Below are 19,401 nucleotides of genomic sequence, written 5' to 3'. Positions count from 1 at the left end.
CCGGCGGGGCCTGACCGGGGCGCTGACAGCGGGTCGGACCGACGGTCCGTCACCCCGACGGTCCGCCCCGGGTGCGGGGCAACGGCGTCGGACGGCAGGCTGGGGCCTGGTCCCGGTGTGGTGGGGCCAGGGCCGGACGGCGGCGACCGTGGGCAGCGGTTCGCGCGGCCGTCCGGCCCCGTCGTGCACTGCCGCGCGGCTCCGGCGGGTCACGCCGGGGCGGGACGCCGAGGGGAGGGCGCCGGATGACCGCCGTCCTGGTCGCGGCCGGGGCCTTCCTGATGACCCTGATCGGCGGCTACGTCGCGCAGCGCACCGGCGACCGCCGGCACCTGGTGCTCGGCCTCGCCGCCGGCCTGATGCTCGGCGTGGTCGCCTTCGACCTGCTGCCCGAGGCACTCGCGGCCGCCCCCGGCGAGCTGCACGGGGTGCCGCAGGCACTGCTGATGTTCGCGGCAGGGTTCCTGGCGATCCACATCGTCGAACGGGCGCTGGCCATCCACCGGAGCCACGAGGGCGAGTACGCCGAGCACACCCACGGGCACTCCCACCTGCACAACGGGGGCAGGCAGGGCATCGGGCTGACGGCGGCCTGCGCGCTGGTGGCGCACAGCGTGATGGACGGCTTCGCCATCGGTGCGGCGTTCCAGGCGGGCACCACGGTCGGCACGGCGGTGGCGATCGCGGTGGTCGCGCACGACTTCGCGGACGGCTTCAACACGTACACGATCACCCGGATGTACGGGAACGACCGGCGGCGGGCGCTGACCCTGCTGGCGGCCGACGCGGTGGCGCCCGTGACCGGGGCCGGCATCACCCTGCTGTTCACCATCCCGGAGCAGTTGCTCGGCCTCTACCTGGGGTTCTTCGCCGGATTCCTGCTCTACCTGGCCACCTCCGACATCCTCCCCGAGGCGCACAGCCCGCACCCGTCCCGGACCACGCTGCTGTGCACGTTGCTCGGGGTGGGCTTCATGTGGCTGGTGATCGGCTTCGCCGACTGAGCGGGCGGCAGGGCGGCAGGGCGGATGGGCTGAGTGAACGGCCGGGCGGCGACCTGTTGAAAGGGCGTCAGGCCGCCCCCGGTCGCTCCAACTCCTCCCACCGCGCGCGGACCGCCCGGAGCGCCTCCGTGACGGCCGGACGGCGGGAGGTCTGGGCGCGCCACAGGGCGAACACCCGCCGGGACGGCTCCGGCACCACCGGCCGGGCCACCACCCCGGCGGGCAGCGCGCCGCGGCCGAGCCGGGGCACCAGCCCGAGCCCGAGTCCGGCGTCGATCAGCGCGATCTGCGTCTCGAACTCCCCGATCTGGTAGACCACATCCGGCTCCTCCCCGGCCTCGCGCATGGTCCGCAGCAGCCAGTCGTGGCAGATGTTGCCCGGCGGGACGCTGATCCAGCGCTGCCCGCGGAGCCGGCCGACCGGCACCACGGCGAGTTCGGCCAACGGGTGGCCGGCCGGCAGCAGCAGGTCCACCGGGTCGGGGCCGAGGTCCATCCGGGCGAGCCCGTCCTGCACCGGCAACGGCACCGAGGGCCAGTCCTGCACCACCGCCAGGTCCACCTCCCCGCGCGCCACCAGCTCGGCCGCGAGGTACGGATCGGTCTCCAGCAGCCGGACGTCCAGCTCCGGGCAGCGCGCCCGCAGGTCGGCCAGCGCCCCGGGCAGCAGGCCCCGGGCACCGGTCGCGAACGAGGCGATCATCAGCCGTCCGACCGCGGCCCCGCGCTGCTCCTCCAGCGTGACCTCGGCCTGCTCGACCAGGGCCAGCACCCGCTGCGCCGTGTCGGCCAGCCGCCGGGCGGCGTCGGTGAGCACCACGCCGCGGCCCTGGCGCTCCAGCAGCACCGTCCGGGTCTCCCGTTCCAGCTTGGAGATCTGCTGGGAGACGGCGGAGGGGGTGTAGCCGAGGGCGGCCGCCGCGCCGCCGACCGAGCCGTGCACCGCGACCGCGTGCAGCGCCCGCAGGCGTCCGAGATCCAACATGTAGGAATGCTAAAGCGTGCGGTTCAGAAGTCATCGCTGGTGCTGAACGGTCCGGCTCGGTGATGCTCGGTCCATGCCGCCCGCCTCCTTCGCCATGACCCCGCGTCACATCGCCCTGGCCGTGCTGATCGCCGCCGTCTGGGGCCTCAACTTCGTCCTGATCCACGTCGGCCTGGCGGACTTCCCGCCATTGCTGTTCTGCGCGCTGCGCTTCGCCGTGGTGGCGGTGCCGGCGGTGTTCCTGGTCGGGCCGCCCCGGGTGGCCTGGCGGTGGGTGGCCGCGGTCGGCGTCACCCTCGGCGTGGTGAAGTTCGGGCTGCTGTTCCTCGGCATGCACGCCGGGATGCCGGCCGGGCTGTCCTCGCTGGTGCTGCAGAGCCAGGCCGTGTTCACCGCACTGTTCGCCGCCGGCCTGCTGCACGAGCGGCCCACCGGCTGCCGTACCGCCGGACTGGTGATCGCCCTTGCCGGCATCGGTGTGGCGGCCGTGGACCACGGACTCGGCGGGCCGGTCGGGGCGTTCGCGCTGGTCATCGGGTCCGCGGTGTTCTGGGGCCTGTCGAACGTGCTGACCCGCCGGGCCGCGCCGCCGGACCCGCTGCGCTGGATGGTCTGGGTCAGCGCCGTGCCCCCGCTGCCGCTGCTGGCGCTCTCCCTGCTGGTCGAGGGCCCGGAGGCGGACCTGCGGGCGCTGGCCGGCATCACGGCCTCCGGTGCGGGGGCGATCCTCTACGTCGGCCTGGTCTCCACCCTGTTCGGCTTCGTCGCCTGGAGCTTCCTGCTGCGCACGTACGACGCCTCCGCGGTGGCGCCCTACTCCCTGCTGGTACCGGTGTTCGGGATGTCCTCGTCCTGGCTGCTGCTGGGGGAGCGGTTCAGTCCCCTGGCCGGGGTGGCGGCGCTGCTGGTCATCGCCGGGATCGGCCTCACCGCGCTGCGCCCCGGACGCGGCGCGCCTACCGCGCCGCGTCCCAGGAGCGGGGAGGAGCGGCCGCCTCGTACGCGGTCTCGGCGGACCGCAGAGCCCGCAGCAGCGCGTCCTGCTCGGCGGGGCTGACCGGGCCGAAGTACTCCTGGGCCACCTCCTGCCGGACCTGCCCGATCCGCTCCAGCGCGGCCCGGCCGTCCTCGGTGAGCACCAGCCGGACGGCCCGGCGGTCGGCCGGGTCCGGGGTCCGCGCCACCAGGCCGGAGTCCTCCAGGGCGTCCACCACCGTGGTGGCCGACCGGGGCGCGATGTGCAGGCGGTCAGCCAGCTCGCTCAGCCGCATGGTCTCCCGGCTCTCGCAGCCGGGGGCGTGCGCCAGCGTCCGCAGCGCCCGGGCCTGGGCCGGGGTGATGCCGTAGGGCTCCAGCCGCCGCATCGTCTGCCGGCGGATCCGCTTCATCGCCCGGGTCAGCGCGTCGGCGAGCTCGGCGGCGGTGTCCGCGGTCGGCTGGGAGGTCATGGGGGCAAGGGTATCGGTCGGCTGCGGGGCCGACCCCGGCCGTCCGTGCCGTGGGAAGTGCGGGCGGGGCTGTGCGCGTGGGGCTGTGGGGACGGGGCGCGGCGGTTGGGGCGCGGAGGTTGGGGTCTCGGGACGATAACTCGTTGAGTCAAGCTCAGTATTCGAGTAGGTTAGGTGAACCTAAGTCGTTCGATTGACCGGAGATGACGCATGTCCCGTTCCGAAGCCCGGGTGCCCACCGACCGTCCAGCCCGCTACGGCAAGCAGCTCGCCGCCCACATGGGGCGGAAGATCCGGGCCGAGTGGTCCGAGGAGTCCGGGCGCGGGTCGCTGGTGTTCGGCGCCGGCACCGCGACCCTGGTGGCCGAGCCCGGTGCGCTGCTGCTCGCCGTGGAGGGCGAGGCCGCCGACCTGGATGGCCTGGAGGACGTGGTGGGCCGCCACCTGGTGCGCTTCGGCGCCCGGGACGAGCTGGTCGTCGAGTGGCGCCGCGAGGACGGCGTGCCCGGGACGGTCCAGCGCGGCGAGGGCGAGGCCGCCGCCGAGGCGTGAGGCGGGGTCAGTCCCCGGTCGGCGCCCCGCCGGCGCGGTCCAGCCGTCGGAGGGTGGCGGCCAGGGCCGCGAGGACGAGGGCCGCCACGCACCAGCTGGCCAGGACGTCCAGCAGCCAGTGGTAGTCGCTCCAGACCAGCCCCGCGCCGACCCCCAGGCAGAGCAGGGCGGTCACCGTGTACAGCGCCCGCCGGTCGCCCGGCGCGAGCAGCCGGCCCAGCAGCAGGGCCGCCGTGCCGTAGGCGACGGCCGAGGTGGCGGTGTGGCCGGACGGGTACCAGCCGGTCTGCTCCGGGGTCAGCGGTACCCCGAACGGTCCCGGCCGGGCGAACCACGCCTTCGCCGGCGCCACCAGCAGCGGGATCAGTGCCGCCGCGCCGACCGCGGCCGGCAGCGGCAGCCACCACCGGGCCCGCCCGGCCGACCGGTCCCGGCGCGCCGCGAAGGCCGCCGCCGCGAACAGCAGCGGGATCGCCGGCACGGGGCCGCCCAGGTCGGAGAGGCCGACGCCGAGATGGTTCAGCAGCAGGCTGTGCAGGGCCGTCCGCAGCTCCCGGGTCAGGTGCCGCGCCCCGGTGTCCACCGCGAGCAGCGGCCCGCCGACCGCGACCTGCCAAGAGATCAGGGCCAGCGCCAGCGTGAGTGTCATGAGCGTGACAGCAAAAAGCAGCCGCCCCGGAGCAGGGGGGAGAGCTCCGGGGCGGCCGAGGTGATCGCCGTTCCGTGCGGCCCGGGGGGTGTGGGCCGGCCGGTCGGTCGATCGGTCCGAGGGGTCCGCCGACCAGGCCTGGCCGGAGGACGGGGACGCTGTCGCTAAGGGTTGCGGGTCGCTGTCCATCTGTCATGACAGTACGTCAAAGCGGTTGCGGCGCAAGAGGTGTCCCGGCCATCGTGCACAGCATCTTCACCACCGGGTGTACAACCTCCACCCCGGTCCGAACGTCAGGCCGAGAACCGGTGGTCGCGGGGAAAGGCGCCGGGGAAAAGCCGGAGCGGCCCGGTCCACTGGGGACCGGGCCGCTCCGTCGGTGCGACACGGCGGCGCGCGCGTGGCGGCGCCGGATCAGGTCCGCCGGATCAGGTCCGCCGAACCCTGAGTGCCGGCCCGGGGCCGGCGGACCGGGAGCGCCGGATCAGACGCGGGCGAACGCGCCCTCGATGATGTCCAGGCCCTCGGTCAGCAGGTTCTCCGGGATCACCAGCGGCGGCAGGAAGCGCAGCACGTTGCCGTAGGTGCCGGCGGTCAGCACCACCAGGCCCTCGGCGTGGCAGGCCTTCGCCACGGCGGCGGTCACCTCGGGGTTCGGGTCCTTGGAGCCCGGCTTCACCAGCTCGATCGCGATCATCGCACCGCGGCCCCGGACCTCGCCGATCACGTCGAACTTCTCCTGCATGGCCCGCAGACGGCCCAGCATGACCTCGCCGATCCGCTGCGCCTTGCCGTTGAGGTCCTGCTCCTTCATGGTCTCGATCGAGCCCAGCGCGGCGGCGCAGGCCACCGGGTTACCGCCGTAGGTGCCGCCCAGGCCACCCGCGTGCGCGGCGTCCATGATCTCGGCGCGGCCGGTCACCGCGGCCAGCGGCAGACCGCCGGCGATGCCCTTGGCGGTGGTGATCAGGTCCGGGACGATGCCCTCGTCCTCGCAGGCGAACCACTGGCCGGTCCGGCAGAAGCCGGTCTGGATCTCGTCCGCGATGAACACGATGCCGTTGGCCTTCGCGTACTCCACGACGGCCGGCAGGAAGCCCTTGGCCGGCTCGATGAAGCCGCCCTCGCCCTGGATCGGCTCGATGATGATCGCCGCGACGTTCTCCGCGCCGATCTGCTTGTTGATCATGTCGATCGCCTGCGCGGCGGCCTCGGCGGCGCAGTTCTCCGCACCGGTCAGCCAGCGGTACGGGTAGGCCACCGGCACCCGGTAGATCTCCGGCGCGAACGGACCGAAGCCCTGCTTGTACGGCATGTTCTTCGCCGTCAGGCCCATGGTCAGGTTGGTGCGGCCGTGGTAGCCGTGGTCGAAGGCCACGACGGCGGTGCGCTTGGTGTACGCGCGGGCGATCTTCACCGCGTTCTCGACGGCCTCGGCGCCCGAGTTGAACAGCGCGGTGCGCTTCTCGTGGTCGCCCGGGGTCAGCTCGTTCAGCTGCTCGGCGACGGCGACGTAGCCCTCGTACGGGGTCACCATGAAACAGGTGTGCGTGAAGGCGTTGAGCTGGTCCGTCGCCTTGGCGACCACGGCCGCGGCGCTGTTGCCGACGTTGGTCACGGCGATGCCGGAACCGAAGTCGATCAGGCTGTTGCCGTCCACGTCCTCCAGCACGCCGCCGTTCGCACGGGAGACGTACACGGGGAGGGTCGTGCCGACACCGGCCGCCACCGCGCCGAGCTTGCGGGCCTGCAGCTCCTGCGACTTCGGACCGGGGATCGCGGTGACCAGGCGGCGCTCCTGCGGGAGGGGCGTTGCAGCGCTCATGGTGTTCTCCAAATTCTCAAGGCGCGGTCCTGGCAGGCTACGGCGGGGTACACCGGTGGGGCATGCGCCACTCGGGAGCAGTGGTCGGTCCGAAGTTGTCCTGCGCGGCCAGTGGCGTGGAACGGCTTCCGGGCGGCTCCGCTCCACTACATTGAGCGCGGGAGTGCCGCCGCGGTAGGCGGTGCCGGGACGGCAGTGCCGTTGGGGAAGGGGAGCGGGGCCGGATGGGACTGGACGGCACAAAGGGACAGGCACCACACCCGACCGGGGCACAACACCTCCCCACCCAACGCACCACTCCCTTCAACCTCACCACCTGGGCCACCACCCCGCGCCCCGAGACCCCCGCCGGCATCTTCCGCCTCCACTACCGCCCCCTCCCGGCCACCACCCCCGACACCACCACCCCGGCCGGCCCCCTCCTCCTCCGAGCGGCGCTGAACCTGGTCGTCGCGTGGTGCGCCTTCATCTACGGGCGTGATCTGGCGCTCTCCGGTCTCGGCATGCTCGGGCTCGGCAGCCTGCCGGCCGTGCCGACGATCCTCCTCGCGCTGACCGTCAACGTCCTGCTGGTGATCGGTGTGATCACGTTCTTCGGGCGGATGGGACGGTGGCGTGAGGTGTGGCGCAGGTTCGCCGCTCCGGTGCTGTCGCACGCCGTCACCCACGAGAAGCCCGAGCAGCGGGAGGACGCCAGTGTGCCCGGTGCAGCCGCCGACCCGTGGAGTGAGCTCCGTGGGGGTGTCGGTGACGAGGTGCTGCGGGGGCTGAGCGGCGTGGGGGAGGTGGACTACGTGCGGATCCGGCAGGCGTGGCGGACGGTGGTGGCCGATCCGGGGTTGCGCGCGGCCTTCGAGGAGCAGCTGGAGGTACGCGGCGCAGCCGCCTGCGCGCACCCGTCCGAGGCCCGCGACCTCCCCGCCCGCAGTGCCCGGCACGACCTGCTGACCCGGCAGGTGCGCCTCGGCACCACCCAGAACGTGGTCAAGAACCCGCTCGCCCACCGCGGCTCCGGCTTCGCCCTGGACCCGCAGCTGCTGGGCACCTCGCTGCTGGCGGTCGGCCCGGCGGGGACGGGCAAGACGGCGGCGCTGGCCCGGCCGGTGGCGGAGATGCTGTGTGTGCAGGCGCTGGCCGCGGCGGCCTGCGCGGTGGTGGTGGGGTCGGCGGAGGCGGACCTGGGGCCGGACTCCTGGTACGACGTGGTGATCGCGCCGGGCGATCCGGCGTCGCCGTACGGCCTGGACCTGTACGGGGCGGCGCAGAGCGCGGACGAGGCCGCGGCGCGGCTGGCGGACGCGCTGCTGCCGGACGAGCTGGCGTCCCGGGCGGAGAGTGCGCGGACGGCGTTGCAGCAGGTGGTGGGGCCGTTCCAGGCGGCGTACGGACGGTACCCGGGGGTGCGGGAGCTGCGCGGGCTGCTCGGCGGGGAGCCGGAGGGCTGGGAGGAGCTGGCCGGGGCGCTGCGCGAGGCGGGCCGGTTCCGGGAGTTCGAGGCGGACGTGCAGCAGCGGGCCCGGCTGCACGGCCGGGCGGACGATCCGGGGGCGCTGCTGGCGGACCGGCTGGCGCTGCTGGACCGGCCGGTGTTCGCGCAGGCGTTCAACGGCGGGCCGGGGGCCAAGCCGGCGTTCGCGATGCGGGCGCTGGAGCACCCGCTGCGGGTGCGGGTGAAGCTGCCCGAGCGCAGCCACCCGGAGGCGGCCCGGATGCTGTCCCGGCTGGTGGTCGGCCAGTTCGTGCAGGCGGCGGCGGTGCGCGAGGAGCGGGAGCTGTTCGCGGGTCTGGTGGTGGACGACGCCTCGGCGGCGATCGACGCCCAGGTGGTGCGCGGGCTGCAGCGGCTGCGCGGGGTGAACGCCGGTGCGGTGCTGCTGCTGCGCACGCTGGTGGACCTGCCGGAGGCGCTGCGGACGCCGCTGTTCGGCGCGGTCGGCTGCCGGATGGCCTTCCCCGGGATCGCGCCCTGGGACGGCCGGCTGTTCTCCGAGGCCTGGGGCACCCACCTGGTCACCGAGCGGGCGGTCACCCACACCCCCGACACCTCCGGCGGCCTGGTGCGGCGGACCGGCCGGATCGCCCGCAAGCTGCTGGCCGGCACCACCGCGCAGACCGAGAGCGTGACCACCCGGGACGTGGAGCGGCACCGCTGGTCGCCCTCCGACCTGGCGCACGCGCTGCCCACCGGGCACGCCGTGGTGTCGCTGACCACGGTGGCGGGGGAGCAGGTCCCGCCGCTCCTGGTCGATCTACGCGACTGAGCGTCGACCTGCGCGACTGAGCGTCGACCTACGCGACCGAGCGCCGGGGCCACCTACGCGGCGGGCTCCACCGCACGAGGACGAACCGGCGTGCCCGTCCGCCCGGACGGCGACGAACCGGCAGTCCGGCGGCGCGGCTGGCTACGGACCGGCGGATTCCGGCTCTGCGGCTTGTCCGGCGCGTACATAATGGACCCAGATCCCCCACTCGCCCGGTCGCAACGGCGCGACCTGGTCGAACCACCGAAGGTGCCATGCCCCCCACACTCGCCTCCGTAGTCCGCAACTCCGCGCTGCATCTGACGGTCCTCGCCGGCGCGGACCACCTGGAACGGCCGGTCCGCTGGGTGCACACCAGCGAGCTGGACGACCCGACGCCGTTCCTGGAGGGCGGCGAGCTGCTGCTCACCACCGGCATCAAGCTGGGCAAGAGCGCGGCCGGGCTGCAGTCCTACGTCCACCGGCTGGCCGACGCGGGCGTGGTGGGACTCGGTCTCGGGGTCGGGCTCTCGCACACCGAGGTGCCGCAGGCGCTGGTCGACGCCGCCGCGCAGCGCGGGCTGCCGCTGCTGCGGGTCCCGGAGGCCACGCCGTTCATCGCGATCTCCAAGACGGTCTCGGCCGCGCTGGCCGCCGAGCAGTACGAGGCGGTCACCACCAGCTTCGAGGCGCAGGACGAGCTCACCCGGGCCGCGCTCGGCAAGGACGGCACCACCGCGGTGGTCCGCCGGCTCGCCGCCCGGCTCGGCGGCTGGGCCGCGCTGTACGACGGGTCGGGTGCGCTGTCCGCCGTGGCGCCGGACTGGGCGGCCCGCCGGGCCGGCCGGCTGGCCGCCGAGGTGGACCGGCTGCGCCGCCGTCCGGCGCCCTCCAGCGCCGCCCTGCAGGGCCGCTCCCAGGGCATCGACACCGCCGACGAGGACTACGTGGTCGTCCAGTCGCTCGGCGCGGACCGCCGCCCACGCGGCTTTCTCGCCGTCGGCACCGAGGACCGGATCACCCCCACCGAGCGGTACGTGCTGAACGCCGCCGTCGCCCTGCTCACCCTCACCCTGGAGCGTTCGCGCGAGCTGCGGCAGGCCGAGGAGCGGATGGGCGCGGCGCTGCTGCGGATGGTGCTGGCCGGCGAGGTGGCCACCGCCCGGCAGGTGGCGGCGGGTCTGTTCGGCGGGCTGCCCGAGGGGACGATCCGGGTGCTGGTCGCCGCCGCCGGGGCCGCCCCGGAGACGGCCGAGGCGCTGAGCGAGCTCGGCGACCGGGCCGAGCAGGCCGGCGGCAAGGTCGGCGAGCGGCTGCTGGTGGCCCGCGAGGACGGTGCGCACGGCCCGCGGCTGATGGTGCTGGCGATGGACAACGGCGCGGTGCACCGGGCCTGCCTCGGCGTGGTCGAGGAACACGAGGGCCTGGCGCTGGGCGTCTCGGCGCCCGCCGCGCTGGAGGAGGCCGGGACGGCGTACGCGCAGGCCGAGCGGGCGCTGGCGGTGGCGCAGCGCGGTGGGCGGCGGTCGGTGGACCACGAGGAGGTCGGCGCCGGGTCGCTGCTGCCGCTGCTCGGCGAGGAGGCGGTGACCGCCTTCGCGGAGGGTCTGCTGCGGCCACTGCGGGAGCACGACCGGACGGCGCGCGGCGACCTGGTCGCCTCGCTGCGGGCCTGGCTGTCCCGGCACGGGCAGTGGGACGCCGCCGCCGCGGACCTCGGGGTGCACCGGCACACGCTGCGGTACCGGATGAAGCGGGTCGAGGAGCTGCTCGGACGGTCGCTGGACGACACCGACGTGCGGATGGAGCTCTGGCTCGCGCTGAGATCCGGCGAGGAGTAGACCCGGGCGGCCGGCGGAGCGCCCCGGTGGGTGCTCCCCGGCCGGCGGTCGTACACCGTGTCCTGCCCCGAAGACCCAATGCTCCGCGGTGGCCAATCCGGTTTCCGGCGGATCGCCCCTACCGTGGGCTGCGGAATCCACTGACTACGGGGATCCGCTGACTACGGGGATCCACTGACTACGAGGAGAGGGCCGGTACGACCGTGACCACCACCCATGAGTTCTGGCTGGCCGGCCGTCGGGCGAGCGGCGACGCGGACTTCGAGGTCCGGCACCCGCACGACGGCAGCCTGGTCGCCCGGGTCAGCGTCCCGACCGACGCCCAGGTCGAGGAGGCCGTCGCCGCCGCGGTGGCCGCCGCGCCGGTCTTCGCCGCCACTCCGGCGCACGTCCGCGCCGCCGCCCTGGACCACGTCTCCAAGCGCCTCGCCGAGCGCACCGAGGAGATCGCCCGCCTGATCACCGCCGAGAACGGCAAGCCGATCAAGTGGGCGCGCGGCGAGGTCGGCCGCGCCGTGTCGGTGTTCCGCTGGGCGGCCGAGGAGGCCCGCCGCACCAACGGCGAGACCATGCGCCTGGACACCGACCCGGGCGGCGTGGGCCGCTTCGCGCTGGTGCGCCGCTTCCCGCGCGGTGTGGTGCTGGGCATCGCGCCGTTCAACTTCCCGCTGAACCTGGTCGCCCACAAGGTCGCCCCGGCGATCGCGGTCGGTGCGCCGATCATCCTCAAGCCGGCCCCGGCCACCCCGGTCTCCGCCCTGGTGCTCGGCGAGATCCTGGCCGAGACCGACCTGCCGGCCGGCGCCTGGAGCGTGCTGCCGGTCGAGAACGAGAAGATGCCGGCCCTGGTCCAGGACAAGCGCCTGCCGGTCATCTCCTTCACCGGCTCCGACCGGGTCGGCTACCAGATCATGGACTCGGTGCCGCGCAAGCACGTCACCCTGGAGCTCGGCGGCAACGCCGCGGCCGTGGTGCTCGCCGACTGGTCCTCCGAGGCCGACCTCGACTGGGCCGCCACCCGGATCGCCACCTTCGCCAACTACCAGGGCGGCCAGTCCTGCATCTCGGTGCAGCGCGTGATCGCCGACGCGAGCGTGTACGACGCGCTGGCGGAGAAGGTGGTCGCCAAGGTCCGCGCCCAGGTCACCGGCGACCCGTTCGACGACGCCACCGACGTCGGCCCGCTGGTGGACGAGAACGCCGCCAAGCGCGTCGAGGCCTGGGTGGAGGACGCCGTCACCAAGGGCGCCAAGGTGCTGACCGGCGGCACACGCGAGGGCGCGGCCTACGCCCCGACCGTGCTGGCCGACCTGCCCGCCGACGCCATCCTGGCCACCGCCGAGGTCTTCGGCCCGGTGCTCTCCCTGCACCGGGTGGAGTCCACCGACGAGGCGTTCGCCGCGGTCAACGACTCGCCGTTCGGCCTGCAGGCCGGCGTCTTCACCCACGACGTTCAGACCGCCTTCCGCGCCCACCGCGAGCTGGAGGTCGGCGGCGTGGTGATCGGTGACGCCCCGTCGTACCGCGCCGACCAGATGCCGTACGGCGGTGTGAAGGACTCCGGCGTCGGCCGTGAGGGCGTCCGCTACGCCATGGAGGACATGACCTTCGAGAAGGTCATGGTGCTCACCGGCCTCGACCTCTGAGTCACCCTCCGGGTCACCCCTTGACGCCCCGTCACCCTCCCCGGTGGCGGGGCGTCGGCCTGCCTTGACACCCCTCGGCGACCGGCGTAGTCCGGAAGACGGAGGAAGGGAGGTCGGTCATGCTAGGCGACCTCATCGGAGAGATACAGGGCCACGTCACGGGGCGCCGGGTGCTCGGCGGTGAGCACGGCCTCGCACCGACGGTGGAGACCTCGGTCCAGGTCGAGGGGCAGCTCCTCGGCGTCGCGGGGCGGGACTGGGCGACGTACGAGGCACGGATGCGCGCCGACGGGCGGCTGTACGGCACCGGGCTGGGCATCACGATGACCCAGTCCGGGGACAGCGTGACCTGGCGGGGCCAGGGCGTCGGCACCTTCACCGGCCCCGGCCGGGTGAGCTGGCGCGGCTCGCTGGTCTGGGAGGGCGGAACCGGGGCCCTCGCCCCGCTCAACGAGTACGCCGGTGTGTTCGAGTACGAGGTGGACGAGGACAAGGTCAGCGGAAAGGTGTGGGCCTGGAAGTAGGGCGGCCACGGCACAGGACACAATGGGGGGCATGAACTCGCTCGCCCACCCGCAGCTGCGCTTCGAACCGACCGTCGCGAACCCGGACGGCCCCCGGGAGCTGGTGATCCTCGGCTCCACCGGATCGATCGGCACCCAGGCCATCGACGTGGTCCTGCGCAACCCCGACCGGTTCAGGGTGGTCGCCCTCTCGGCGGCCGGCGGCCGGGTCGCGCTGCTGGCCGAGCAGGCGCTGCGGCTGGGCGTGCACACCGTGGCGGTGGCCGACGAGGCGGCCGTCCCCGCGCTGGAGGAGGCGCTGGCGGCCGGTGCCGCCGGCCGCCCGCTGCCGACCGTGCTGGCCGGCCCGGACGCCGCCACCGAGGTCGCCGCCCTGGAGTGCCACTCGGTGCTCAACGGCATCACCGGCTCGATCGGCCTGCGCCCCACCCTGGCCGCGCTGGCCGCCGGCCGGGTGCTGGTGCTCGCCAACAAGGAGTCGCTGATCGTCGGCGGCCCGCTGGTCAAGGCGCTGGCGAAGCCCGGCCAGATCGTGCCGGTGGACTCCGAGCACGCCGCGCTGTTCCAGGCGCTGGCGGGCGGCACCCGGGCGGAGGTGCGCAAGCTGGTGGTCACCGCCAGCGGCGGCCCGTTCCGCAACCGGACCCGCGAGCAGCTGGCCGGTGTCACCCCCGAGGACGCGCTGGCCCACCCGACCTGGGCGATGGGCCCGGTCGTCACGATCAACTCCGCCACCCTGGTCAACAAGGGCCTGGAGGTGATCGAGGCCCACCTGCTGTACGACGTGCCCTTCGACCGGATCGAGGTCGTGGTCCATCCGCAGTCGGTCGTCCACTCGATGGTGGAGTTCACCGACGGCTCCACCCTGGCCCAGGCCAGCCCGCCGGACATGCGGATGCCGATCGCGCTCGGCATCGGCTGGCCCGACCGCGTCCCGGACGCCGCCCCCGGCTGCGACTGGACCACGGCCGCCACCTGGGAGTTCTTCCCGCTGGACAACGAGGCCTTCCCGGCCGTCGAGCTGGCCCGCGAGGTCGGTACGCTCGGCGGCACGGCCCCGGCGGTCTTCAACGCGGCCAACGAGGAGTGCGTGGACGCTTTCCTGAAGGGGCGCCTCGCCTTCACCGGGATCGTGGACACTGTGGCGAAGGTGGTCGCCGAGCACGGCGCCCCCGTCACGGGAACTTCCCTCACGGTGGAGGACGTACTCCACGCTGAGGACTGGGCCCGGGCCCGCGCGCGGGAACTCGCCGCGGGCTGAGACGGCAGGCCGCACACCGAGCGGCCGGACCAGCGGCGACACCCGAACAGCGGACGACGGAGGACACGCGGTGGCGAACCTGATGTGGGGGCTGGGCATCCTGATCTTCCTGATCGGGCTGCTCTTCTCGATCGCCTGGCACGAGCTGGGCCACCTCTCCACCGCCAAGCTCTTCGGCATCCGCGTGCCGCAGTACATGGTCGGCTTCGGCCGGACCATCTGGTCCCGCCGCCGCGGCGAGACCGAGTACGGCCTCAAGCTGATCCCGCTCGGCGGGTACATCCGGATGATCGGGATGTTCCCGCCGGGCGCGGACGGCCGGATAGCGCAGCGCAGCAGCTCGCCCTGGCGGAGCATGATCGAGGACGCCCGCGAGGCCTCCTACGAGGAGCTCCAGGAGGGGGACGAGACGCGGCTGTTCTACACCCGCAAGCCCTGGCAGCGGGTCATCGTGATGTTCGCCGGCCCGTTCATGAACCTGATCCTCTCGGTGGTGCTGTTCCTGACCCTGTTCATGGGCATCGGGCAGCAGGTCTCGGTGCCCACCGTGCAGGAGGTCAGCCAGTGCGTGGTGCCGGCCGGGAAGTCCACCGACACCTGCCCGCCCGACGCCCCGCTCTCGCCCGCCAACAAGGCCGGCCTGCGGGCCGGTGACACCGTGCTGAGCTTCGACGGCACCAAGGTCGACAACTACCCGCAGCTGCAGTCGCAGATCCGCGACTCGGCCGGGAAGACCGTCCCGATCGTGGTCGACCGCAAGGGCGAGCGGGTCACCCTGACGGCCACCATCGAGCGCAACACCCTGCCCGCCATGGACGCGGACCACCGCGCCATCAAGGGGCAGACCGTGGAGGCCGGATTCCTCGGCATCACCCCGGCGATCGGCGTCCACCACCTGTCGGTCGGCGAGAGCGCCGACGAGATGGCCGACATGGCCGAGCACGGCATCTCCTCGCTCGCCGCCCTGCCCTCCAAGATCCCCAGCCTCTGGCACGCGGTCGTGGACGGCACCCCGCGCTCGACCGACGACCCGATCGGCATGGTCGGCGCCGCCCGCCTCGGCGGCGACGTCTTCGCCATGGACCTCCCCGCCACCCAGCAGCTCGCCTTCTTCGTCCAGCTGCTCGCCGGGATCAACCTCTCGCTCTTCCTGTTCAACATGCTCCCGCTGCTCCCGCTGGACGGCGGGCACATCGCCGGAGCGGTCTGGGAGTCGGTGCGCCGCACCCTCGCGCGGATCCGCCGCCGCCCCGACCCGGGCCCGTTCGACGTGGCCCGCCTGATGCCGGTGGCCTACGTGGTGGCGGCGATCTTCATCGCCTTCACCGCCCTGGTCGCCGTCGCCGACATCGTCAACCCCGTCCGGATCAACTGACCGCCGCCCCGACCTGCCCCGGCGCCCCTGGGGCGCCGCGCGGACCGGCGGATGTGCTCCCGCGCCGGGCCGTGGCGTACCGTTGGACGCCGGGTGTGCCCGCGCGGGCGCGCCCGGCCCGGCCGCAGCCTCCTGGGACAGGCCGGGAGGCACCACCAGCCGGCTTCACCGACCTCCCTCAGAGGAACCTCCGCACATGACCGCGATCTCGCTCGGTATCCCGTCCCTGCCGCTCAAGCCGCTCGCCCAGCGGCGCGTCTCCCGGCAGATCATGGTCGGCAACGTCCCGGTCGGAGGTGACGCCCCGGTCTCGGTGCAGTCGATGACCACCACGCTGACCTCCGACGTCAACGCGACGCTGCAGCAGATCGCCCAGCTGACGGCCTCCGGCTGCCAGATCGTCCGGGTCGCCGTGCCGTCCCAGGACGACGCCGACGCGCTGCCGATCATCGCCAGGAAGTCGCAGATCCCGGTCATCGCGGACATCCACTTCCAGCCGAAGTACGTCTTCGCCGCGATCGACGCCGGCTGCGCGGCCGTCCGGGTCAACCCGGGCAACATCAAGGCCTTCGACGACAAGGTCGGCGAGATCGCCAAGGCCGCCAAGGACGCCGGCGTCCCGATCCGGATCGGCGTCAACGCCGGCTCCCTCGACAAGCGCCTGCTGGAGAAGTACGGCCGGGCCACCCCCGAGGCGCTGGTCGAGTCCGCGCTCTGGGAGTGCTCGCTGTTCGAGGAGCACGACTTCCGCGACATCAAGATCTCGGTCAAGCACAACGACCCGGTCGTGATGATCAACGCCTACCGCCAGCTCGCCGCCGCCTGCGACTACCCGCTGCACCTCGGCGTCACCGAGGCCGGCCCCGCCTTCCAGGGCACCATCAAGTCCGCGGTGGCCTTCGGCGCGCTGCTCGCCGAGGGCATCGGCGACACCATCCGGGTCTCCCTCTCCGCCCCGCCGGCCGAGGAGATCAAGGTCGGCATCCAGATCCTCGAGTCGCTGAACCTCCGCCAGCGCGGCCTGGAGATCGTCTCCTGCCCGTCCTGCGGCCGCGCCCAGGTCGACGTCTACAAGCTCGCCGAGGAGGTCACCGCCGGCCTGGAGGGCATGGAGGTGCCGCTGCGCGTCGCCGTCATGGGCTGCGTCGTCAACGGCCCCGGCGAGGCCCGCGAGGCCGACCTCGGCGTCGCCTCCGGCAACGGCAAGGGCCAGATCTTCGTCAAGGGCGAGGTCATCAAGACCGTCCCCGAGTCGAAGATCGTCGAGACCCTGATCGAGGAGGCCATGAAGCTGGCCGAGCAGATGCAGGAGGCCGGCGTGGAGTCCGGCGCCCCGGTCGTCGTCGCGGCGGAGTGACCACCGCCCACCGCTGAGACCGCGGGGCCGTCCGTGCACCGAGCAGGCGCGACGAACGGCCCCGCGGCCCCTTGCCACCGCCCGATCGGGGAGTAGGGTGCGGCAGGAGCTGTCTAGTGAGGTGTCTGTGCTCGATCGAGGTGTGATGCTCCCCGGCCCCTTCCAGGTCGCGCGGGCCCTGTCGGCCACCCGTGTGCTGGACACCCCGGATCTCGACGACGCCCTGGAGGTCCTCCACCGGGACCCGGTGGCCAACTCCTTCGTCGCCACCCGCGTCGAGGCCGTCGGGCTCGACCCCTGGCGGCTCGGCGGCGAGATGTGGGGCTGGCACGGCGAGGACGGCCGCCTGGAGTCCCTCTGCTACGCCGGCGCCAACCTGGTCCCCGTCAACGCCGGCCCCGAGGCCGTCCGCGCCTTCGCCGAACGGGCCCGCCGCCAGGGCCGCCGCTGCTCCTCCATCGTCGGACCGGCCGAGGCCACCGCCGCCCTGTGGGCGCTGCTGGAGCGCAACTGGGGCCCGGCCCGCGAGGTCCGCGGCCACCAGCCGCTGATGGCCACCTCCACCCGCTCCACCGAGGTCGCCCCCGACCCGCTGGTCCGCCGGGTGCGCAGGAACGAGGTCGAGGCCGTGATGCCGGCCTGCGTCGCCATGTTCACCGAGGAGGTCGGGGTCTCCCCGCTGGCCGGCGACGGCGGCCTGCTCTACCAGGCCCGGGTCGCCGAGCTGGTCGCCTCCGGCCGCTCCTTCGCCCGCTTCGACGAGGACGGCCAGGTCGTCTTCAAGGCCGAGATCGGCGCCGTCACCGCCGGCGCCTGCCAGATCCAGGGCGTCTGGGTCGCCCCCGAGTACCGCGGCCGGCGCCACTCCGAGAGCGGCATGGCCGCCGTCCTCGACATCGCCCTCGCCGAGGTCGCCCCCGTGGTCTCGCTCTACGTCAACGACTACAACGTCCGCGCCCGCGCGGCGTACCACCGGGTCGGCTTCCGCGAGGTCGGCGCCTTCATGAGCGTGCTGTTCTGACGCGCCGTTCCGACGCCCTGTACTGAGGCCCCGCCGCGGGCTCAGCGCTCCCCGGCCGACCCGCGCAGCGGCAGTCGGGCACCCATCACCGCGTACGGGCGGACCGTGTTGGGGAAGCGGACCGCCCTGGCCAGGTCCCGGTACCCCAGCGAGCGGTACAGCCGGCGGGCCGGGGTCTCCGCGTCGATCGCCGACAGGATCGACCGCGGCCGGCCCGAACGGTCGCACAGCGTCCGGATGATCGAACTCCCCACCCCGCGGCCCTGGAACTCCGGCAGCACGTGCAGCTCGGTGATCGCGAAGACGTCGTCCAGCCAGTCCTCGTACCCGCCCGCCGCCAGGTACGGCTGGATGACCGTGCTCCACCAGTGATCGCGCCGGTTCGGCATCCCGTACCCGAAACCCACCAGCCGGCCGCCCGCGTGCGCGCCCAGGGCCAGCACGCCCGGCTGCTCCGCGTGGCGCCCGACGATCGGCAGCCGGACCGCCACCTCCTGCGGTGTCAGGCCGAACGCGACCGCCTGGACCTCCAGTACGGTCGGGGCCGACGCAGCCAGGTCGATGGGCTCGATCGTCACCTCGGTCAGCTGCTCCATGCCCCGGACGTTACTACTCCGCCACGCCTCGGGACGATCACTCCGCACATCCCCTCCGGGGCTGCTCCGCAGGCGGTGCGCCAGGCCGGGGGAGAACTGCGCGGGGAGGGATCCGCATCCCTGAGGAACCCGGTTGCGGCTACAGCCAGGTGGCGAATTCCAGGGCGAGTTCGGCGGTGGGGGTGTGGCCGGCGGCGTGGGCGGTGAGGCCGGCTTCGGTGGTGCGGAAGAGGGTCCAGCCGCGGAGGCGGTCGCGGTCGACGTCGACGGCGTCGGCGAGTTGGTGGAGCCGGCGCCGGACGGCGGACTGCGGGCCGGGGGAGCCGGCCAGGGTGTCCATCCGGTCGCGGACCAGCCGCGCCAGGTCGAACGCCCGCTCCCCGACCAGGGGTTGCGGACTGACGGCCAGCCAGGGCGCGCGGTCCGCGGCCAGCACGTTGCCGTGGTGGAAGTCGCCGTGCAGCAGCAGCTGTTCCGGCTCGGAGTCCAGCAACCCGGCGGCGGTCTCCAGCGCTTCCTGGGCCAGCGGCCGGACCTCCGCCGGCGCCGCGGGCAGCCGCTCCCGCAGCAGCTCGGAGAGCTCCTCCACCCGGGTCCGGACGGAGACGAAGCGGTGTCCCTCGTCGGGTGGCACCCACAGCCGCCGGAGCAGGCTGGTCGCCTCCAGCATGGCCTTGGCCTCGGCCAGCGAGCGCAGCGGGATGTCCCCGTGCAGCCGTTCCAGCAGGAGGACGCCCTGGGCGGGGTCGGCGTTGAGCAGCAGGGCGGCGCCGCGTCCGGCCCACTGCCGCAGGGCGGCGTGCTCCTGCTCGGTGGCGGGGGTGGGCAGCGCGGCCTTGAGCACGGCGGGGGAGAGGTCGTCCTCCCGGTGGACGTACCCGACCAGGCTCAGCCGGCCGCCGGGCTCGCAGATCCGCTCCAGGACCAGGCCCCAGCGGGCCAGGTGGTCGGCGAACCGCTGGGGGAGGGCGGCCAGCCAGGCCAGGCCCGCCTCACCCTGGGCGGCCCGGACGGTCTCGGTCAGCCGCTCGGGGATGCTGATCTGCCCTGGTTGTGCCGACATCGTGGCCTTTCGGT

At 73.9% G+C, this 19,401-nt stretch carries 17 protein-coding genes; 11 read left to right on the top strand and 6 right to left on the bottom strand.

Annotated elements, in window-relative coordinates; all coding sequences use genetic code 11:
* Positions 1-245 precede the first annotated feature (245 nt).
* Entirely contained in the window at positions 246-1,004 is a 759-nt protein-coding gene (locus ABWK59_RS12550) for a ZIP family metal transporter (RefSeq protein WP_354640540.1), read from the top strand.
* Between the two features lie 67 nt (positions 1,005-1,071).
* Here the strand turns inward: ABWK59_RS12550 and ABWK59_RS12545 are convergent, their stop codons facing one another.
* Entirely contained in the window at positions 1,072-1,989 is a 918-nt protein-coding gene (locus ABWK59_RS12545) for a LysR family transcriptional regulator (protein WP_354640538.1), read from the bottom strand.
* A gap of 94 nt (positions 1,990-2,083) precedes the next feature.
* On the opposite strand from ABWK59_RS12545, the gene ABWK59_RS12540 reads away from it, so the two are divergent.
* Entirely contained in the window at positions 2,084-3,046 is a 963-nt protein-coding gene (locus ABWK59_RS12540) for an EamA family transporter (RefSeq protein ID WP_354644929.1), read from the top strand.
* On the opposite strand, the gene ABWK59_RS12535 is transcribed toward ABWK59_RS12540, so the two are convergent.
* A complete protein-coding gene (locus ABWK59_RS12535) occupies positions 2,946-3,437 on the bottom strand; it encodes a MarR family winged helix-turn-helix transcriptional regulator (protein ID WP_354640536.1) in 492 nt (163 codons plus the stop codon). The genes ABWK59_RS12540 and ABWK59_RS12535 overlap by 101 nt on opposite strands.
* Before the next feature lie 210 nt (positions 3,438-3,647).
* On the opposite strand from ABWK59_RS12535, the gene ABWK59_RS12530 reads away from it, so the two are divergent.
* Positions 3,648-3,989 (top strand): DUF2218 domain-containing protein, encoded by a 342-nt coding sequence (locus tag ABWK59_RS12530; protein ID WP_354640534.1) that lies wholly within the window; start codon positions 3,648-3,650, stop codon positions 3,987-3,989.
* A gap of 7 nt (positions 3,990-3,996) precedes the next feature.
* On the opposite strand, the gene ABWK59_RS12525 is transcribed toward ABWK59_RS12530, so the two are convergent.
* Together ABWK59_RS12525 and gabT are read right to left on the bottom strand one after the other, a co-directional pair.
* Positions 3,997-4,638, bottom strand: coding sequence for a phosphatase PAP2 family protein (locus tag ABWK59_RS12525; RefSeq protein WP_354640532.1), 642 nt, complete (start codon positions 4,636-4,638; stop codon positions 3,997-3,999).
* A 484-nt stretch (positions 4,639-5,122) separates the two neighbouring features.
* Positions 5,123-6,463, bottom strand: a complete 1,341-nt coding sequence (gene gabT / locus ABWK59_RS12520) for a 4-aminobutyrate--2-oxoglutarate transaminase (RefSeq protein ID WP_354640530.1) — start codon at positions 6,461-6,463, stop codon at positions 5,123-5,125.
* A gap of 224 nt (positions 6,464-6,687) precedes the next feature.
* On the opposite strand from gabT, the gene ABWK59_RS12515 reads away from it, so the two are divergent.
* The 8 genes from ABWK59_RS12515 (at position 6,688) to ABWK59_RS12480 (ending at position 17,728) form a co-directional block, all read left to right on the top strand.
* Positions 6,688-8,724: an ATP-binding protein gene (locus tag ABWK59_RS12515; RefSeq protein WP_354640529.1), complete on the top strand. Its 2,037-nt coding sequence runs from the start codon at positions 6,688-6,690 to the stop codon at positions 8,722-8,724.
* Positions 8,725-8,978: 254 nt separating this feature from the next.
* Entirely contained in the window at positions 8,979-10,544 is a 1,566-nt protein-coding gene (locus ABWK59_RS12510) for a PucR family transcriptional regulator (RefSeq protein ID WP_354640527.1), read from the top strand.
* A gap of 203 nt (positions 10,545-10,747) precedes the next feature.
* The gene (locus ABWK59_RS12505) at positions 10,748-12,190 is read left to right on the top strand and encodes an aldehyde dehydrogenase family protein (RefSeq protein ID WP_354640526.1); all 1,443 of its coding nucleotides are present in this window, start codon (positions 10,748-10,750) and stop codon (positions 12,188-12,190) included.
* A 119-nt stretch (positions 12,191-12,309) separates the two neighbouring features.
* Entirely contained in the window at positions 12,310-12,714 is a 405-nt protein-coding gene (locus ABWK59_RS12500; RefSeq protein ID WP_354640524.1) for a hypothetical protein, read from the top strand.
* A gap of 31 nt (positions 12,715-12,745) precedes the next feature.
* On the top strand, positions 12,746-13,975 hold the full coding sequence (dxr, locus tag ABWK59_RS12495) for a 1-deoxy-D-xylulose-5-phosphate reductoisomerase (RefSeq protein WP_354640523.1): 1,230 nt from the start codon (positions 12,746-12,748) through the stop codon (positions 13,973-13,975).
* A gap of 70 nt (positions 13,976-14,045) precedes the next feature.
* The gene (locus ABWK59_RS12490) at positions 14,046-15,350 is read left to right on the top strand and encodes a M50 family metallopeptidase (protein WP_354640521.1); all 1,305 of its coding nucleotides are present in this window, start codon (positions 14,046-14,048) and stop codon (positions 15,348-15,350) included.
* 196 nt (positions 15,351-15,546) lie between these two features.
* Complete coding sequence (gene ispG / locus ABWK59_RS12485; protein WP_354640520.1) at positions 15,547-16,707, top strand: flavodoxin-dependent (E)-4-hydroxy-3-methylbut-2-enyl-diphosphate synthase; 1,161 nt, start codon at positions 15,547-15,549, stop codon at positions 16,705-16,707.
* A gap of 145 nt (positions 16,708-16,852) precedes the next feature.
* On the top strand, positions 16,853-17,728 hold the full coding sequence (locus ABWK59_RS12480; protein WP_354644928.1) for a GNAT family N-acetyltransferase: 876 nt from the start codon (positions 16,853-16,855) through the stop codon (positions 17,726-17,728).
* A gap of 41 nt (positions 17,729-17,769) precedes the next feature.
* Here ABWK59_RS12480 and ABWK59_RS12475 read toward each other — a convergent pair whose 3' ends face one another.
* Positions 17,770-18,324 (bottom strand): GNAT family N-acetyltransferase, encoded by a 555-nt coding sequence (locus ABWK59_RS12475; RefSeq protein WP_354640518.1) that lies wholly within the window; start codon positions 18,322-18,324, stop codon positions 17,770-17,772.
* Between the two features lie 139 nt (positions 18,325-18,463).
* A complete protein-coding gene (locus ABWK59_RS12470) occupies positions 18,464-19,387 on the bottom strand; it encodes an aminoglycoside phosphotransferase family protein (protein WP_354640516.1) in 924 nt (307 codons plus the stop codon).
* Positions 19,388-19,401 lie beyond the last annotated feature (14 nt).

The sequence above is a fragment of the Kitasatospora sp. HUAS MG31 genome (assembly GCF_040571325.1).
Classification (GTDB): domain Bacteria; phylum Actinomycetota; class Actinomycetes; order Streptomycetales; family Streptomycetaceae; genus Kitasatospora; species Kitasatospora camelliae.
Note: the sequence above shows the minus strand (reverse complement) of the source record. Positions and strands in the feature narration are given on the sequence as shown.